Genomic DNA, 15,761 nt, shown 5'->3' with positions numbered 1-15,761 from the left:
GCTGTCCAGCTTCACGCCAGGCTCACGCGGCCGCCGGGGTGGCGATGCAGACGGCCCGCCAGCTCCAGTTCCAGCAGGATGGTCAGCACCACCGCCGCAGACAATTGGCAGTCCCGGACAATTTCGTCAATGTGTACCGGGGTCGGGCTTAAGCACAGGGTGACCCGGGGACGGGCCGCCTCCACCTCCTTTTCCCCGGGATCGGCCGGGGGCGGGACCGGCCCGCCGCCCGCAGGCGGGGCATTGAACGTGGCCAAACCCTGGGGCCCCAGATAGGCCAGGATGTCGTCCGCCGTCTCCACCAGGACCGCGCCGTCCTTCAGCAGGCGGTTGCAGCCCTGGGCGCGCGGGTCCAGGGGCGACCCCGGCACGGCGAACAGGTCGCGCCCCTGTTCCAGCGCCAGCCGGGCGGTGATCAATGATCCGGACTTCAGCGCCGCCTCCACCACCAGCACGCCGCGCGACAGGCCGGAGATCAGGCGGTTGCGTCGGGGAAAATGACGGGCCTGCGGCTCCGTCCCCGGTGGCGATTCGGCGACCAGGGCGCCCTGGTCGCCGATGCGCCGGTGCAGCTCCGCGTTCTCCGGCGGGTAGATGACATCCACGCCACCGGCCAGCGCCGCGACGGTGCCGCGGTGCAGGGCCGCTTCATGCGCCGCCGTGTCGATGCCGCGCGCCAGGCCGGAGACGACGGTGATGCCGGCCTCCGCCAGGTCACGGGAAATCATGGCCGCCAGCTTGCGCCCGGTGAGGGAGGCGTTGCGGGCCCCCACCACGGCGACGGCCGGGCGGCTGAGGCGGGCGGGGTCGCCCAGCACGGTGATGACGGGCGGCGCGTCCTCGATGGCGGCCAGCTGGGCGGGATAGTCGGGCTCACACCAGCACAGCAGGCGGGCGCCCATGCGGTCCAGGACCGCCAGCTCCCGTTCGGCGGCGGCGCGCGGCGCGATGCTCAGCGGCCGGTCGCGCCCGCCGCGTCGGGCCAGGTCGGGCAGGGCCTCCAGGGCCGCGGCAGGGCTGCCGAAGCGCTCCATCAGCCTGTGAAAGGTGACGGGCCCCACCGACTCCGTGCGCGTCAGGCGCAGCCAGTCCAGGCGCTCGGCGGGGGAAAGGACGCGCGTACTTCTCAATTGGGCTGTTCCGGAATCTTGAAGCCCAGATAGGTGCCGGCGCTGATGCCCAGCACGCCCAGGCTATAGGGGTCCAGGTCCGGCATCTTGTGGTGGACCACGGTCTCGATCAGGAACAGCATGCCGATCACCACCGTCCACACCGCCGTCTGGAAGCGGTGCAGGCTGATGCCGTTGGCGTCGGTCAGGATGTCATGGACGTAATCCCGCGACGCCAGCTGGCGGGCCAGGGTGTCGCGGGTGGCGGTCAGCGTGGGCAGGTCGGCCGGCGGCGTGGCCGGGTCCGCCATCTGCGCCAGCACGGCCTGGTAGGCAGCCAGGATGGGGTTGGTCTTGTTCTGCTCCACCATCGCCGCCCCCATGGCGGTGCCGGTGCCCAGGCCCATCAGGCACAGGGCCTGGCCGGTCAGGGTGTCCAGCTCCCCGGTCACCAGGAACAGGTAAAGGTAGGCCGCCAGCACGATGACGAACCACCAGGCCATCTGGCTTTGCGCCAGGCTGAAGGCACGGCGCAAGGGCTTGCCCGTGGCGCTGGTGACGCCGGCGAAGGTGGAGGGCGTGTTGTCGCGCAGCATGTCGGTGGACATGGTCAGCCACAGCAGCGTGGCCGTGACCGCCACCAGCATCAGCACGCTGCCCACCGCCAGGGTCTTCTGGCTTTGCGGAAGGGATTTCCAGGCCATCGCCAGGCTGGGTTCCCCGGTGGTCATCGGCCCAACTGCCGTCATGCCACTGGCGGTGGCTGTGGGGGTGGCGGTCGTAAGGGTGATGCCGCTGGTGGGGGGCATGCCTGGGGTCGGTGTGGTGGTGACGGGCGTCTCGGTGACCGTCGTCGTCGTCGCCGTCTGCGCGTCGGCCGTGGCCGCCATCATGTGGAAGCCGGCGCCCAGCAGCGCCAGCAACGCCGTCACCAGAAATATCCTGCGCACCATGCCCTCCCCAACCGCAAGGCCCCGCCTGAGAGCGGTAAATCTATCGCGACACACCTATTGAGGGAACGACCAAACAGCACGGCGCAGTAAAGTGGTGACGAGTATAAGCCCCCGGACAGCCATCGCCGGTGCGCCGCTGATATATGAAGGAAGACTTTGTAGTCTACCTTCGTATCTGCTAAACCCAGGGCATGAACGATCCCTTGGACAGGCCCGACGCGGGCGACCCCGATGCCTCGGCCGTCATGGCAACGGCGGTGGAACTGCGCGTGGTCATGGGCCTGCTGCGGCGCAAGTTGCGTGAGCAGGCCAACGTCGGCGACCTGACGCCCTCGCAAATCGCCGTGCTGCGCCGGCTTGACGGCGGGCCGGCCACGGTGACGGCCCTGGCCAAGGCGGAGGGGGTGCGCTCCCAGTCCATGGGCGCCACCGTCGCGGCGCTGGAGGCGGCGGGCCTGGTGATGGGCAGCCCCGATCCCGCCGATGGGCGCCAGACCTTGTGGGATCTGACCCCGGCCTGCCGCGAGCGGTTGCGGGTAGGCCGCGCCTTGCATGAGGACTGGCTGTTCCGTGCCATGCGCTCCCGCCTGACGCCGGATGAGCGGGCGGAGCTGGGCCGCGCGGTGGACCTTTTGAAGCGTCTGGTGGCGGATGCCCCGGACGGGGGCTTGTCATGACGGCTTCCGCCAACCCGGCCTCGACCGGCACCTTTCGTGCCCTGGCCAACCGCAATTTCCGCCTGTGGTCCGCCGGCGGCATCGTGTCCAATGTGGGCACCTGGATGCAGCGCACGGCGCAGGACTGGCTGGTGCTGACGGAACTGGCGCACGTCAACGGCGCCTCCGCCGTCGGCATCGTCATGGCCCTGCAGTTCGGCCCCCTGGCCCTGCTGCTGCCTTTCAGCGGCTTCGCCGCCGACTTTTTCGACCGGCGGCGCCTGCTGTTCTGCACCCAGGCCGCCTCCGCCCTGCTGGCGCTGGGCCTGGGCCTGCTGACCGTGCTGGCCCTGGTGCAGCTGTGGCACGTCTACATCTTCGCCTTCCTGCTGGGCTGTGTCGCCGCCTTCGACGCGCCCGCCCGCCAGACCTTCATCGGTGAACTGGTGGGGGAGGCGGACCTGGCCAACGCCGTGGCGCTCAACTCCACCTCCTTCAACGCGGCGCGCATGATCGGGCCGGCGGTGGCCGGCGTGCTGATCGCGGCGGTGGGCACGGGCTGGGTGTTCCTGATCAACGCCGCCTCCTTCATCGCCGTCATCGGGTCCCTCTGCCTGCTGCGGGCGGCCGATTTCCATCCCCGCACGCGGGCGGTGCGCAGCCGGGGCAGCTTCGTCGGCGGCTTCCGCTATGTCTGGGGCCGGGCGGACTTGCGGGCCTTGCTGCTGATGCTGTTCCTCATCGGCACCTTCGGCCTGAACTTCCCCATCTTCATCTCCACCATGTCGGTGCACGCTTTCCAGGCCGGCGCGGGGGAGTACGGGGTGCTCAGCTCCACCATGGCCATCGGCTCGGTCGCCGGCGCGCTGCTGGCGGCCAGACGCGCGACGCCCACCGTTTCCCTGCTGGTGGGTGCTGCGCTGCTGTTCGGCGTGGGATGCGCCCTGGCGGCGGTCATGCCCACCACCTGGGCGTTTGGCATCCTGCTGGTGGTGGTCGGCGTGGCGGCGCAGACCTTCACCACCTCCACCAACAGCTTGGTGCAATTGTCGACCGACAGCGCCATGCGCGGCCGGGTGGTGGCCCTGCTGCTGGCCATCGCGGTCGGGGGCACACCGTTGGGCGCCCCCGTCGTCGGCTGGGTGGCGGACGTGGCCGGTCCGCGCTGGTCCCTGGGCGTGGGGGCGGCCTCCGGCTTCCTGGCGGCGCTGGTGGGGGTGCGCTATCTGCTCAAGCACACCGGCTGGCGGCCTTGGCGCGAGATCAAAACCGCAGAGTGAACACCGTCCCACCGCCCTCCACCGGCGATGCCGCGATGGTGCCGCCGTGGGCCAGCATGATCTGGCGGGCGAGCGGTAGGCCGATGCCGCTGCCCTCGCGCTTGGTGGTGTAGAAGGGCACGAAGATCTTGTCGGCCACCTCGGGCGGGATGCCGGGGCCGTTGTCGCGCACCAGCAGGTTCAGTTGGCCGGTCACGTCCAGGTGAGCCGCCAGGGTGATGGCTGGGGCGCGGGTTGCCGTGCCGCCGGCCTTCCACTCGTCAAGCGCCTCCACCGCGTTCTTCACCAGATTGATCAGCACCTGGTCGATCAGGTCGGGGTCGGCGCTGATCTCCAGCGAGGGCGGCAGCACCACCACCTCCAGCGCCACGCCATGCTCCGCCATCGCCGGGCCCATCAACCGCTCCACCCGGCCGAACAGCTCGCGCACCTTCAGCCGCTCCACCTTCGGCCGGGGCATCTGGGTGAAGCGGCGGTACCGCTCGACGAAGCGCAGCAGGCCGCCGGCGCGCCGGGTGACCGTGTCCATGGCCTCGCCCGCGTCGGCTGCATCCAGCAGCACGGCGGGGGGCAGGCCGGGGATGGTCTCCAGCTGGGTGCGCAGATCGGCCAGCAGCGACTGCGCCGTGCCCGCCAGGGAGGAGACGGGCGTCAGCGAGTTCATCATCTCATGCGTCAGCACCCGTACCAGGTCCGACCAGGCCTTGACCTCCGTCGCCTCCAGCTCCCCGCCGATGTTCTGCAGGCTGATCAGCAGGCGCGGCCCCTCGGCCAGGGTCAGCTGGGTGGCGCGCACCGTCAGGTGCAGGGGCGTGATGCCCCCCGCCACCTTCAGCAGGGCGCTTTTCCCCGGTTCCAGCACGCGCAGCGCCGAATCCAGGGTGCCGCCGTCCACCAGGCGGCGGTTCAGGTCGTCATGGCCGATCAGGCGCCGGGCCACGTTGTTCAGCAGGTTGACGCGGCCATCGGGATGCACCTCCGCCAGGGCCACGGGCACATGCTCCACCAGCACGTTCAGGTAGTCGGCCTTGCGCTCGGCATCGGCGCGGGCGTCGCGGAACCTGTCGAACACCCCGGCGAAGGCCTGGCCCAGTTCCTGGAAGCTGGGACCCATGGCGCGATAGCTGAAGCTCTGGGTGAAGTCGGAATGGCTGAGCGCGTTCAGGAAGCGCGCCAGCTCGCGGTTGGTGGTGTTCACCACCCGCACCACGCCGCCGATCTGGAAGGCGATCAGGAACAGCACCAGCGCCTCGGTGGCGTGGTAGTCGGTGGCCTGCAGCAGCAGGCCCAGGGCCACGCAGCTGAGGCACAGCAGGGTCACCCGCAGGGTCAGCGCCGTGCTGAACGACGACTTAAAGACCATGCTTCTCCATCCGGCGGTAGAGGGAGGTGCGGGTGATGCCCAGCTCATTGGCGGCGTGGCTGATGTTGCCCTGGTGCTTGTCCAGCGCCCGGCGGATCACCTGCGCCTCCACCGTCTCCAGGTCCAGCGTGCCCAGGGTAAAGCCGTCATCGCCCACCGCCGCCAGAGCCGAGGGTGGCGGTGCCGCCGGCCGGGGGGCGCCGCCGGGGGCGGACGGCAGGGAGAAATCCTCCGCCTCCAGCACGTCGCCGGCGCCCAGGATCATGGCGCGCTCCACCGCGTGGCGCAGGGCGCGGACGTTGCCCGGCCAGTGATAGGCCTTCAGCCGCGCCAGCGCGTCGTTGGACAGGCGGCGCGGCGGGATGGCGTATTTCCGGGCGTACAGTCCCATGAAATGGGTGACCAGGGCCGGGATGTCGTCCGAGCGGTCGCGCAAGGGCGGCAGGCGCAGCTCCACGGTGTTGATGCGGTACAGCAGATCCTGGCGGAAGGTGTCCGGGCTTTCCAGCTGTTCCACCGGCATGTTGGTGGCGGAAATCAGGCGCACGTCGATGGGGATGGGCCGGTTGCCGCCCACGGGGATGACCACGCGTTGTTCCAGCACCGACAGCAGCTTGCTCTGCTGGTACAGGGGCAGATTGCCGATCTCATCCAGGAACAGGGTGCCGCCGTTGGCCGCCACCAGCCGGCCGACGCGGTCCTCCTTGGCGTCGGTGAAGGCGCCCTTCTTGTGGCCGAACAGCTCGCTCTCGAACAAATTCTCGGCGATGGCGCCCAGGTCCACGGCCACGAACACCTGGTCCGCGCGGCGGGACCGGCGGTGGATCTCTCTCGCGATGACCTCCTTGCCGGTGCCGTTTTCGCCCAGGATCAGGACATTGGCGTCGGTGGGGGCGGCGCGGTCCACCAGGGTCAGTACCCGGGCCATGGCCGGGCTGCTGCCAATGAGCGTTTGCCCCGGCTGGTCCAGTGCTGCCGCCAGCTCCTTGTTGCGGGCGCCCAGCTGCGCCGCTTCGCGCCGGGAGGCGGTCAGGGTCATGGCGCTCATCAGGGTCGCCACCAGCCGCTCATTGGACCAGGGCTTCAGCACGAAGTCGCAGGCACCCTGCTTCATCGCCTCCACCGCCGTGCCCACGTCGCCATAGGCGGTCATCAGGATGACGGACAGGGTGGGGTCGATCTCCAGCACGCGTTTCAGCCACTGGAAGCCTTCGCGCCCCGTGTTGGCGCCGATGGCGAAGTTCATGTCCAGGAGAACGGCGTCGAACACCTCATCCTTCAACAGCTGCGGGATGCGATCCGGCTGGCTCTCGGTATGGACCAGGATGCCTTCCCGCTTCAGCAGCAGGCGGGCGGCCACCAGGATGTCCTGGTCGTCGTCCACCATCAGGATACGGCCGCTTTTCTGTGTCACGATGCAAAGTCCCCCACAATACTGTCCGAAATCGTACACCGCCCAGGGTCAGAGCGCATGTCCGTTCTGCGGTGGTTCTCTCTGGCGCCCCTGCAATGGCTCCCCTCCAATGGCCGCAACGACGATGACCCAAAGGGAGCGACATCATGGCCGGCAAGCAACACACCTATCGTGTCACCGTCACCTGGACCGGGAACAAGGGGCAGGGCACCGCCAACTATCGCGCCTACACCCGCGACCATGAGATCCAGGCGGCGGGCAAGCCGGTCATCCCCGGCTCCTCCGACCCCGCCTTCCTGGGCGATGCCACCCGCTACAATCCGGAGGAGATGCTGGTCTCCTCCCTCTCCACCTGCCACAAACTGTGGTACCTGCACCTGGCGGCCGAGGCCGGGCTGGTCGTCACCGCCTACCAGGACCAGGCGGAGGGCACGATGGTGGAGACGGCGGACGGCAACGGGCACTTCACCCAGGTCACCCTGCGCCCCACGGTGACCATCGCCGCCGACGGCGACCCGGCGCTGGCCCAGGCGCTGCACGACAAGGCGCACCATTTCTGCTTCATCGCCAACTCCGTCAACTTCCCGGTGGTGACCGAGGGAACGGTGGTGATGGAATAGAGGGCCTACACGGTAATAGTTCTGTAATGGGCCATGTCACAACTTGTGACATGTGAATTGTGTACTATGGCGTGTATTTGACTTATCCTCTACGACCATGAGGGCGCTTATCCGCAAAGAAGCGTCCTCACATGGATGAGGAGGCCGCGCGCCATGCGCCTAAAGGATGATGAGTGGACCATCGCCCATCTGCACCAGCATTTGCAGGCGGCGGTGGATTTGGAATTCTGGACCATCCCCTATTACATGTCGGCGCTGTATTCGGTCGTCGATCGGACGGCACAGGCCGTTCAACTGGTGCAAAGCGTGGTGAACCAGGAGATGTTGCACGTCCAGTTGGCGTGCAACATCGCTAATGCCTACGGCCTCTCGCCGCGCTTCGCCGCCCCCGTCTACCGGGGCCACGACATTCCACACCTGGACTTCGCCCTGGACAAGCCGGATCCCCGGCCGGACTTCGCGCCCTATAGCGCGGAGATCGGCCCGCTGGATATCCCGCGCATCAACGGCATGTGCCTGATCGAATATCCGGAGTGGGACACGGGCGGTAAAGCGATCCTGCGCGACACCATCACCGAATACGGCAGCATCGGTGAGTTCTACGACGCCTTGCAGTATGGGGCGGGCCTGCTGCGCCGTCACATCCAGGGCGGCGTGCGTCAGGTCGACCACTTCTCCGCCTTCTACAATAACATGCCGTCCCTGACCGTCACCGACAGCGATGGCGACGGCTACAACCAGGTGGTGCTGCTGATCAACACCATCCGGGAGCAGGGGGAGGGGGCGAGCGGCGCCAGCGCGGCGCTGCCGGCGGCCTATCAGAACACCGCCGACGACAGCGACCCCAGCTGGCCCCATTTCCAGAAGTTCCAGACCATCCGGCAGACGGTGGCGAAGCCGCTGACCTATCCGGTGACGCTGGCGGTGGATTACAGCGACCACCAGCGGGCCTTGGCCGCCACCCTGGTGGAGACGTTCGGCCGCTTCCGCACGGCGCTGGAGCAGTTGTTCGCCGGGGGCAATCCCGGCGGTTTTGTCCCGCTGATGATCTCGGTCGGTGCCGGCATCCAGAACTGCTGGAAGAACGGCGTCACGCCGCGCTTCGGCTGACGCCCACCGCCGCATCCCCGTCACTTCCGGACAATTGAGGTTGTGCCCCATGTCGACCCGGACCGTTTTCCGCGTTCACCCGACCATCAACTTCGCCCGCTTCGGCACCAGCCAGGATTTCTACTATTCGCCGGAGACCAGCGCCGGCCTCCCCCTGGACGGTACCGACACCACCGGCGGCTTGCCCTTGCAGGCGGCCGCGGACGGGACGGAGTCCTTCGTGCGCAGCGGCGACCTGCGCGACGCCGACGGCAACCTGAAGCGCCAGGCCGCGCGCTTCCGCCTCTACGCATACGATCTGGCGGGGCCGGACGCCTATCCCAACGGTGGCGGGGTGGAAATCCTGCCCGGCACCACGCTGGCTGATGGCCGCACCGTGGCGCAGGTGGTCTGGACCGTGCACTTGGCCAACAAGAAGGCCAACAACTATTGCGTTGTCAGCTCCGAAGGCTTGAACGCCTTCGCTGACGGCCAGGTGCCGCAGCTGCGCAATCCCCAGGTCTACGGCACGCCCGACAGCGAGACGCGGCTGAAGTCTCTGGTGATCGACCCCGGCCCCCGCGCCCTGGTGGCCGGCGGCACGCCCAGCGCGGTGGTGAATTTCGATGTCACCACCCCGGCCAGCTATTCCGACCGCAAGGGCGGCATCGCCGAGAACGCGGACTATCCCAAGAGCTTCCCGTCCGGCCTGCTGTATGAGCCCATGGGCGCCATCGACACCCTGGGCGAATTGCGCACCGACGCGCAGGGGCGCCTGCTGGTGCTGTCGGCCTTCGGCCGCACCGCCGGTAAGTATGACGAATACAGCCAAGTCGTCCAGATGACCGGCGACACCAACAACCCCAGCTGGTTCGATGATGCCGCCGACGGCCCGGTGTCGGCCACGCTGGTGTTCACCGACGGCACGGTGGCGGAGGCGTTCGGCGGCTGGGTCGTCTGCTGCGATCCGTCCTACGCCCCGCAGATCCGCAACGTCGTCTCCGTCTGGGATGACGTGTTCGACGCCTGGGTGCGCACCTTGGACCTGATGCCGTCGCTTTACGCCAACGGTGTCTACAACGGTGACTACGTGCCCAATTTCGAGACGGACATCCACCCGGTGTTCCGCGCCGCCGCTTTGCAGCGCTGGACCGTGAACCTGCCGCCTATCGCCCAGCGGGCGCACGCGGCGGTGGACGCCATCGCCGCCGCCGACGACCCCGACCAGACCATCATGGCGGGCCTGACCTTCATCCGTAACCCCAACTTGGCAGGGGAGACGTCGGTGGGCGTGCCGCTGATGCCCCTGTCGCTGGGCGACGCGGGCAAGGCCTTCCTGACGGTCACGCCCACCCAGTACTTCTTCCTGGAACAGTGGAGCAAGCATCGCTTCAACACCGCCGCAGCACCCGCCCTGGGCCCTGGCGAGCTGCTGGACCAGGCCTCGCTCAGCAACTGCCTGGGCGGGCGCTATGTACCGGGGATCGAGGTCAGCTACACCATCCGCCAGAAGGATATTTACCAGCAGGACTGGGCCAGCACCGGCGCCGGACCCTTCCGCATCAAGCATAAGCCGCTGGATTACAGCCAGGCCGTCGCGGCCCATCCCTTCCTGAAGGGCGGGTGGATACCGCTGCGCCACCAGGATGATGGGTTGGAGCCGGGCGACCTCTGCAAGTTCATGGCCATTCCCTGGCAGACCGACTACAACTCCTGCTCCATCCACCAGACCAGCATCAACGGCACCAATACCGCCACCGGCAGCCCGACCACGCTCTACTGGTCGTGGCCGGCGCAGCGGCCGGACGCCGTCTATGTGGCGGATGAGGTGGTGGCCAAGGTGCTGCCGCCGCAGAAATGGTCCATCCGGGGCCAGGGTAGCTTCGCCCTCAATCCCCGGACGGCCAGCACCTTCCAGGACCCGTTGGAGGCTGTGCAGCAGTGGGACCAGATCGGCATCGTGCTGCAGGGCACGGTGATCGACGGCAACGATGTGTCGCCGAATCATTATCTGGAGGTCGCCAGCCAGTTGCAGGACGCTGGCGATCCGGATGAGCCGGTGCTGGCCTGGCCGTTCAATGCCAACCCGGCCAAGGCGGTGCTGGACGGTCCCCTGGGCGGGACTGCCGGTGGGGCCAGACGGGCGCCGGCCGGCCGGCGGCGGCGCGGCCGCTGACGGCAGGGTGCTGCCGGTGCGGACGCGGTACGACGCCATCATCCTGGGGGGCGGGCCCGCTGGCCTGGCCACGGCCCTGTCCCTCAAGAACCACTGCCCGGACATCGCCGTCCTGGTCGCGGAGGCGGGCGTGGCGGGGCGGCAGCGCATCGGCGAAAGCGCGCCGCCTGACCTGTTGCTGCCCCTGGGGCAACTGGGGCTGACGGCGCGCTTCCGGGCCGATGGTCATGCGCCGTGTCCGGGCAGCGCGTCCCTGTGGGGTGGCGACCGGGTTGGCCATAACGACTTCCTCTACAACCCCATGGGGCCCGCGTGGCGGCTGGACCGCCGCCGGTTTGACGCCATGCTGGTGGCTGCGGCGGAAACCGCCGGCGTGACGGTGGTCTTCGACACCGCGTTCCGGCGGGTGGAGGTCATGCCGGATTTGGGCCATCGGTTGATGCTGGACGTGGCGGGCACCACCCGAGCCGTGGAAACCCGCCAGGTGGTGGACGCGACGGGGCCGGAGGCGCGCTTCGCCCGCGCGCTGGGTGTGGAACGCCGGGTGGACGACACCCTGTACGCCCTGGCCGCCTTTCTGCCCCTGCCCGGAATGCTGACCTGGCAAACCCTGCTGGAGGCGACGCCCGACGGCTGGTGGTACGCGGCCCGTCTGCCCGATGAGCGGGTGGTGGTCATGATGGTGACCGACCAGGCGGGTCTCCGCCGGTTGCGCGACGACGGGACACTGCCGTCCTGGCGGCGCGGATTGGCGGCCACCGCCCTGATCGGGCCGCGGCTGGCGGCGGCCGGGGTGGATCCGGGTGCCGGTGATGCGGAACCGGCGCTGCTGCCCATCCAGTCCAGCCTGCTGGCGCAGGTGGATGGGCCGGGCTGGCTGGCCGTGGGGGATGCCGCCGCCAGCTATGACCCGGTAGCGGCGCAGGGGGTCTACAAGGCGCTGGTGGATGGCGTTGCCGCTGGCCGGGATGTGGCCCGGGGCTGGGGCGCCGCCCTGCCGCCGCCGCCCCGGCCCCGGGCGGCGCTGGTGGCGGAACGCTATGCCGACTATTGCCTGAACCGCGCCTACCTCTACGGCCTGGAAACCCGATGGCCCGACGCCTTGTTCTGGCGGGAGCGGCAGCGGCGCGCCGACCTGGCGCGGCCGGGCGGATCTTCGGATGGCGCCCAGGGCGGTGCACCTACCCGCGTCGTGACCGATCGATGATAAGGAGAGGCCTCATGTCTTTTTTGTCCGGAACCCCGCGTCACCTGTTGGCCGGCGCGCTGATCGCGATGGGATTGGCGCCGGTGGCCCAGGCGGCCGGATCCACGCCCGATTACAGCGCCTACACCACGACCGTCCTGATCCCCTTCATCCCGTCCATCACCCAAATGGTCACCAACCCCGACGGGACCAAGCAGCTGGAGAAGTTCGTCAACGCGCCGTCCTTTCACGTGAGGATCGGGACCAAGGCCGACGCCAAGGTCCACACGATGGACATGGACACGGGCTCCACCGGCGTGATGCTGCCGATTGGCGAAATCGTCGGCTATACGCGCGACCAGGTCGTGAAGATGGAGAAGGGGTGGGAATTCCTGTCCAGCGACAACCTTCTGTCGGTCGGTTACTGGGTTCCGCAGGATCTGGTGTTCGTGGACAAGGACAAGAACCCGGTGGCGATGGCGCACCTGCGCGTGCTGGCGGTGGAAAAGCAGATCAAGTGCAGCTCATATGACGAGCAGAAGGCGCTGCCCGACTGCGAGGGTGAGCCCAGGCCGCCTTATCCGCACTACATGGGCGTGGGGTTCGGCCGGCGTTATGACGGCCAGCCGCAGGGCTTCCCGGACCGCAACGCGCTGCTCAGCATCGTCAGCATCAAGGGCAAGCCGGTGCAGCCCGGCACCATGCGCGCCGGCTACATCATCACGGCGGACGGCATGCAGTTGGGCCTGACCCAGGACAACACCGCGGGCTTCACCTTCAGCCAGTTGAACCCCTATCAGGGATCGACGCTGCCGCGAGATTGGGCCCAGGTGACGGCCTGCGTTTCCGTCAAGGGACAGGAATGCGATGCCGGTAACGCCCTGATCGATACCGGCATCGCGCAGATGTACCTGAACCTGCCGCAGGCCAAGGCGGAAACGTTGGGCAAGGGGGATGCCGTCAATATCCGGATCCCGGCGACCGGCATGCCCATCGCGACATACGCTTTCACGGTCAACCCCCAGGACCCGTTGCAGCCTTCCGCCGTCTACGTGCATCAGCGGCCGGCCTTCGCCAACACCGGCCGGCATTTCCTGCGCAGCTATCAGGTGGCGTTCGATGCCGACGGCGGTTATTTCGGTGTCCGGCCGAACCAGCCGCCATCGCGGCCTCGGCCATGAGGGTATGGTCGCGAAGGTCTTCTTTGGATTTCTACAAGAGTGCCGGTATCGCGACCACATGTCCTTTGACATCAGCCGCTGGCATTGAGGGCGGGCGGGGGCCGGGCTACCATGCCGGGCCTCCGATCCATCGCGCCGGTTTCTATCCCTTGTCCCGCTCCGCCCGCCTGCTCGACCTCATCCAAGCGTTGCGCCGCCATCGCCGGCCGGTGACGGCCGCCGACCTGGCGGCGGAGCTGGGCGTGTCCATCCGCACCGTCTACCGCGACATCGCCACCTTGGCGGCCCAGGGCGTGCCGGTGGAGGGGGAGGCCGGCCTGGGCTACGTCCTGCGCCCCGGCTTCATGCTGCCGCCCCTGATGTTCGGGGATGATGAGATCGAGGCCCTGGTGCTGGGCCTGCGCTGGGTGGCGCAGCGGGGCGACGGCCCCCTGGGCCTGGCGGCGCAGAACGCCACCGCCAAGATCACGGCCGTGCTGCCCGCCGACCTGAAGGCACTGGCGGAGGACAGCGGCCTTGTGCCGGTGTCGCTGAAGCCCAGCGTGACGGAGCCGCGCGACCTGACGGAAATCCGCCGTGCCATCCGGATGGAGCGCAAGCTGCGCATCGCCTACACCGACGGGCAGGGGCGGGCCAGCGACCGCACCATCTGGCCCTTCGCCCTGGCCTTTATGGAACGCATCCGCATGGTGGCCGCGTGGTGTGAGACGCGGCAGGCCTTCCGCCATTTCCGTACCGACCGCATCGTCGAGGTGACGGTGGAGGCCGACCGCTATCCCCGCCGCCGCCACGCCCTGCTGGCCGACTGGAAGGCGGAGATGGACGCGCCGGAGGAGACGTAGGCCCTGGGTCCCTTACGGGGCGGGTTTGGCGCTGTCGTAGGTCAGCAGCACGTCGGTATGGCCATCGGCCAGGCGGTGGAACAAGGTGCCGGTCACGGCCACCCGGCGGCCCAGCGGGGGCTTGACGCCTTGGGGCAGCTTCAGCTGAAGGGCGTCAATGGACTCCACGTCCTCATCCGTTTCCGCCGTGCCGCCCGCTACGCAGATCATCTGCGGCAAGGTCAGCACGTAATAGTCCTCTTTGGTGACGCCCTTGGCGCCGCTGCGGGTGCCGTGCTGCAGGGTGATCTCCCCCGTCAGGATCACGGGCTCCGGCTGGTAGGGCTGGCAATCATGGGCCCAGGCGGGGGCCCAGGCGGGGATGGCGGTGCCGGCGGCCACGCCGGCCAGCAATAGGATCCGGAAAAGCATGCTGTTTCCTTAGGCGCGTATCGAGCGGGTGCGCGAAAGGCAGGGACCCTACCGCCTGCCGAATGGTTTGGCGAGGGTGGCGATGCTGCTGACAGGATCTGTCAGGGGGCGGTGCTAGGATGCAGATCTATCCGTCGATGGAGCGCCGCCATGACCCCCGAAACCGCCCCCGCTTCCCGCTGCCTGCCGCCTGCCATGCCCCTGGTCACCGGGCCCCTGGTCACCGGGCCCCTGGCCACCGGTATGCCGGGCTGGGTGTGGGTGGCCTCCGTCGGTGCCATCGGCCGGGGCCGGGCAGCGGGCGACATGCGCCTGCCGGTGCGCCATGACGGGGTGCTGCGCCGCGTGGCGGCGGGGCAGCGTGTGGCTTGCTTCGCCCCCGACACCCTGGGCGGCTCCTGTTTCCTGGCGGTGGGCCACGTCCTGCCCGGCGGGATGTATATCGAGCATGACGCCGCCGGCCGGGCATGGGCCTGCCTGCCGGTAGCCTATCTGCCGTCGCGGCCGGTGCCGCTGGCCGCCGTGCTGGACGGGGCGCTGGCGGCCATGGGCTGGGGGTTCAGCCTGCCCGTGGGGCTGACGCGGCTGGACGGCGCCGATCTGGACGCCATCGCGGCGGCCCTGGTTGTCGGGGCAGGCGATGATCCAGTCATGGCCTTTCCGCCGATCCGTATTGCGTCCCTGGAAGATGCTGATTGATACAGGTCAGAGATAAGCTGCCCGATCTCCAATAAAACTCCTCTCATTGAAAAACAAGTGCGGCGTCAAGGCGGTGGAACATTCGCCGGCCACACTGTTCAAGGAGGGGTAAGTGATGAAGTTTTTGTCCGTCACGGTGGCCGCCGCTGCGCTCTTGGCCGGGATTTACGGTATGGCCCCGGCGGCTCATGCCTCCGACGCTGGTGATTTTCTGATCCGCGGTCGCGCCCTTGTGGTGGCGCCGGACGTCGGCAGCTCCCTGTCGCTGGGGGGCGCCGGCATTCCCGGCCACACCGACATCAGCACGGCCATCGTGCCGGAAGTAGACTTCAGCTACTTCTTCACCGACAGCATCGCTGCGGAACTGATCGCCGGCACCACGCCGCACAATGTGAAGGCGTCGGGCACGCCGCTGGGCAAGGTGGATCTGGGCAATGTCTGGCTGCTGCCGCCGACCTTGACCTTCCAGTACCACTTCATGCCGCATGAGAAGATCAGCCCCTATATTGGCGTCGGTGTGAACTACACGCTGTTCTACGGCGTCGACAAGGGCGATGCCCTGGGTCTGAAGTACGACAACACCTTCGGCTACGCCTTCCAGGCCGGCGTCGATTACAAGCTGGACGACCACTGGTCCCTGAACCTGGACCTGAAGAAGCTGATGCTCAACACCACGGCCACGGTGAACGCCGGCCTGGGCACGCCCATCAAGGCGGACGTTGACATCAACCCCTGGCTGGTCGGCTTTGGCGTGGGCTACCGCTTCTGACGCGCGTACCATC

15 protein-coding genes are annotated in these 15,761 nt (G+C 68.4%); 10 read left to right on the top strand and 5 right to left on the bottom strand.

The window, feature by feature from the left end:
- Positions 1-11 precede the first annotated feature (11 nt).
- A complete protein-coding gene (dprA, locus tag Y958_RS19490; RefSeq protein ID WP_244909468.1) occupies positions 12-1,130 on the bottom strand; it encodes a DNA-processing protein DprA in 1,119 nt (372 codons plus the stop codon).
- Complete coding sequence (locus Y958_RS19485) at positions 1,127-2,041, bottom strand: hypothetical protein (RefSeq protein WP_145727674.1); 915 nt, start codon at positions 2,039-2,041, stop codon at positions 1,127-1,129. Before Y958_RS19485 ends, dprA begins: the two co-directional genes overlap by 4 nt.
- Before the next feature lie 212 nt (positions 2,042-2,253).
- Here Y958_RS19485 and Y958_RS19480 point away from each other — a divergent pair, with 212 nt between their 5' ends.
- Both Y958_RS19480 and Y958_RS19475 read left to right on the top strand, forming a co-directional pair.
- Entirely contained in the window at positions 2,254-2,739 is a 486-nt protein-coding gene (locus Y958_RS19480) for a MarR family winged helix-turn-helix transcriptional regulator (protein ID WP_088873585.1), read from the top strand.
- Positions 2,736-3,998, top strand: a complete 1,263-nt coding sequence (locus Y958_RS19475) for an MFS transporter (protein WP_088873584.1) — start codon at positions 2,736-2,738, stop codon at positions 3,996-3,998. The genes Y958_RS19480 and Y958_RS19475 overlap by 4 nt, the downstream gene beginning before the upstream one ends.
- Here Y958_RS19475 and Y958_RS32030 read toward each other — a convergent pair.
- Both Y958_RS32030 and Y958_RS19465 read right to left on the bottom strand, forming a co-directional pair.
- The gene (locus Y958_RS32030) at positions 3,982-5,361 is read right to left on the bottom strand and encodes a sensor histidine kinase (RefSeq protein ID WP_186291353.1); all 1,380 of its coding nucleotides are present in this window, start codon (positions 5,359-5,361) and stop codon (positions 3,982-3,984) included. The genes Y958_RS19475 and Y958_RS32030 overlap by 17 nt on opposite strands.
- Positions 5,351-6,775, bottom strand: a complete 1,425-nt coding sequence (locus tag Y958_RS19465; RefSeq protein WP_088873582.1) for a sigma-54-dependent transcriptional regulator — start codon at positions 6,773-6,775, stop codon at positions 5,351-5,353. Before Y958_RS19465 ends, Y958_RS32030 begins: the two co-directional genes overlap by 11 nt.
- A gap of 146 nt (positions 6,776-6,921) precedes the next feature.
- Between Y958_RS19465 and Y958_RS19460 the strand changes: the two genes are divergently transcribed.
- The 6 genes from Y958_RS19460 (at position 6,922) to Y958_RS19435 (ending at position 13,869) form a co-directional block, all read left to right on the top strand.
- Entirely contained in the window at positions 6,922-7,395 is a 474-nt protein-coding gene (locus tag Y958_RS19460; RefSeq protein ID WP_088873581.1) for an OsmC family protein, read from the top strand.
- Between the two features lie 153 nt (positions 7,396-7,548).
- On the top strand, positions 7,549-8,505 hold the full coding sequence (locus Y958_RS19455; protein ID WP_088873580.1) for a ferritin-like domain-containing protein: 957 nt from the start codon (positions 7,549-7,551) through the stop codon (positions 8,503-8,505).
- 49 nt (positions 8,506-8,554) lie between these two features.
- Positions 8,555-10,660, top strand: a complete 2,106-nt coding sequence (locus Y958_RS19450) for a LodA/GoxA family CTQ-dependent oxidase (RefSeq protein WP_186291352.1) — start codon at positions 8,555-8,557, stop codon at positions 10,658-10,660.
- Complete coding sequence (locus Y958_RS19445) at positions 10,614-11,867, top strand: FAD-dependent monooxygenase (protein ID WP_088873579.1); 1,254 nt, start codon at positions 10,614-10,616, stop codon at positions 11,865-11,867. Before Y958_RS19450 ends, Y958_RS19445 begins: the two co-directional genes overlap by 47 nt.
- Before the next feature lie 14 nt (positions 11,868-11,881).
- Complete coding sequence (locus tag Y958_RS19440; RefSeq protein ID WP_088873578.1) at positions 11,882-13,027, top strand: hypothetical protein; 1,146 nt, start codon at positions 11,882-11,884, stop codon at positions 13,025-13,027.
- 149 nt (positions 13,028-13,176) lie between these two features.
- Positions 13,177-13,869, top strand: a complete 693-nt coding sequence (locus Y958_RS19435; RefSeq protein WP_088873577.1) for a helix-turn-helix transcriptional regulator — start codon at positions 13,177-13,179, stop codon at positions 13,867-13,869.
- Between the two features lie 12 nt (positions 13,870-13,881).
- Here Y958_RS19435 and Y958_RS19430 read toward each other — a convergent pair whose 3' ends face one another.
- The gene (locus tag Y958_RS19430; protein ID WP_088873576.1) at positions 13,882-14,280 is read right to left on the bottom strand and encodes a hypothetical protein; all 399 of its coding nucleotides are present in this window, start codon (positions 14,278-14,280) and stop codon (positions 13,882-13,884) included.
- A gap of 150 nt (positions 14,281-14,430) precedes the next feature.
- Here Y958_RS19430 and Y958_RS19425 point away from each other — a divergent pair, with 150 nt between their 5' ends.
- Positions 14,431-14,979, top strand: a complete 549-nt coding sequence (locus Y958_RS19425) for an EVE domain-containing protein (protein ID WP_088873575.1) — start codon at positions 14,431-14,433, stop codon at positions 14,977-14,979.
- Between the two features lie 115 nt (positions 14,980-15,094).
- Positions 15,095-15,748 carry an OmpW/AlkL family protein gene (locus Y958_RS19420; protein WP_004272966.1) on the top strand — a complete coding sequence of 218 codons (654 nt, stop codon included), beginning with the start codon at positions 15,095-15,097 and terminating at the stop codon, positions 15,746-15,748.
- The last annotated feature ends 13 nt before the right edge of the window (positions 15,749-15,761 follow it).

Source organism: Nitrospirillum viridazoti CBAmc (genome assembly GCF_000730165.1).
GTDB classification, from domain to species: Bacteria; Pseudomonadota; Alphaproteobacteria; order Azospirillales; family Azospirillaceae; genus Nitrospirillum; species Nitrospirillum viridazoti.
Note: the sequence above shows the minus strand (reverse complement) of the source record. Positions and strands in the feature narration are given on the sequence as shown.

Coding starts and splice junctions, on each gene's coding strand:
- Y958_RS19480 (WP_088873585.1), top strand. CDS start 2,254: ATGAACGATCCCTTGGACAGGCCCGACGCGGGCGACCCCGATGCCTCG.
- Y958_RS19475 (WP_088873584.1), top strand. CDS start 2,736: ATGACGGCTTCCGCCAACCCGGCCTCGACCGGCACCTTTCGTGCCCTG.
- Y958_RS32030 (WP_186291353.1), bottom strand. CDS start 5,361: ATGGTCTTTAAGTCGTCGTTCAGCACGGCGCTGACCCTGCGGGTGACC.
- Y958_RS19460 (WP_088873581.1), top strand. CDS start 6,922: ATGGCCGGCAAGCAACACACCTATCGTGTCACCGTCACCTGGACCGGG.
- Y958_RS19455 (WP_088873580.1), top strand. CDS start 7,549: ATGCGCCTAAAGGATGATGAGTGGACCATCGCCCATCTGCACCAGCAT.
- Y958_RS19450 (WP_186291352.1), top strand. CDS start 8,555: ATGTCGACCCGGACCGTTTTCCGCGTTCACCCGACCATCAACTTCGCC.
- Y958_RS19440 (WP_088873578.1), top strand. CDS start 11,882: ATGTCTTTTTTGTCCGGAACCCCGCGTCACCTGTTGGCCGGCGCGCTG.
- Y958_RS19430 (WP_088873576.1), bottom strand. CDS start 14,280: ATGCTTTTCCGGATCCTATTGCTGGCCGGCGTGGCCGCCGGCACCGCC.
- Y958_RS19425 (WP_088873575.1), top strand. CDS start 14,431: ATGACCCCCGAAACCGCCCCCGCTTCCCGCTGCCTGCCGCCTGCCATG.
- Y958_RS19420 (WP_004272966.1), top strand. CDS start 15,095: ATGAAGTTTTTGTCCGTCACGGTGGCCGCCGCTGCGCTCTTGGCCGGG.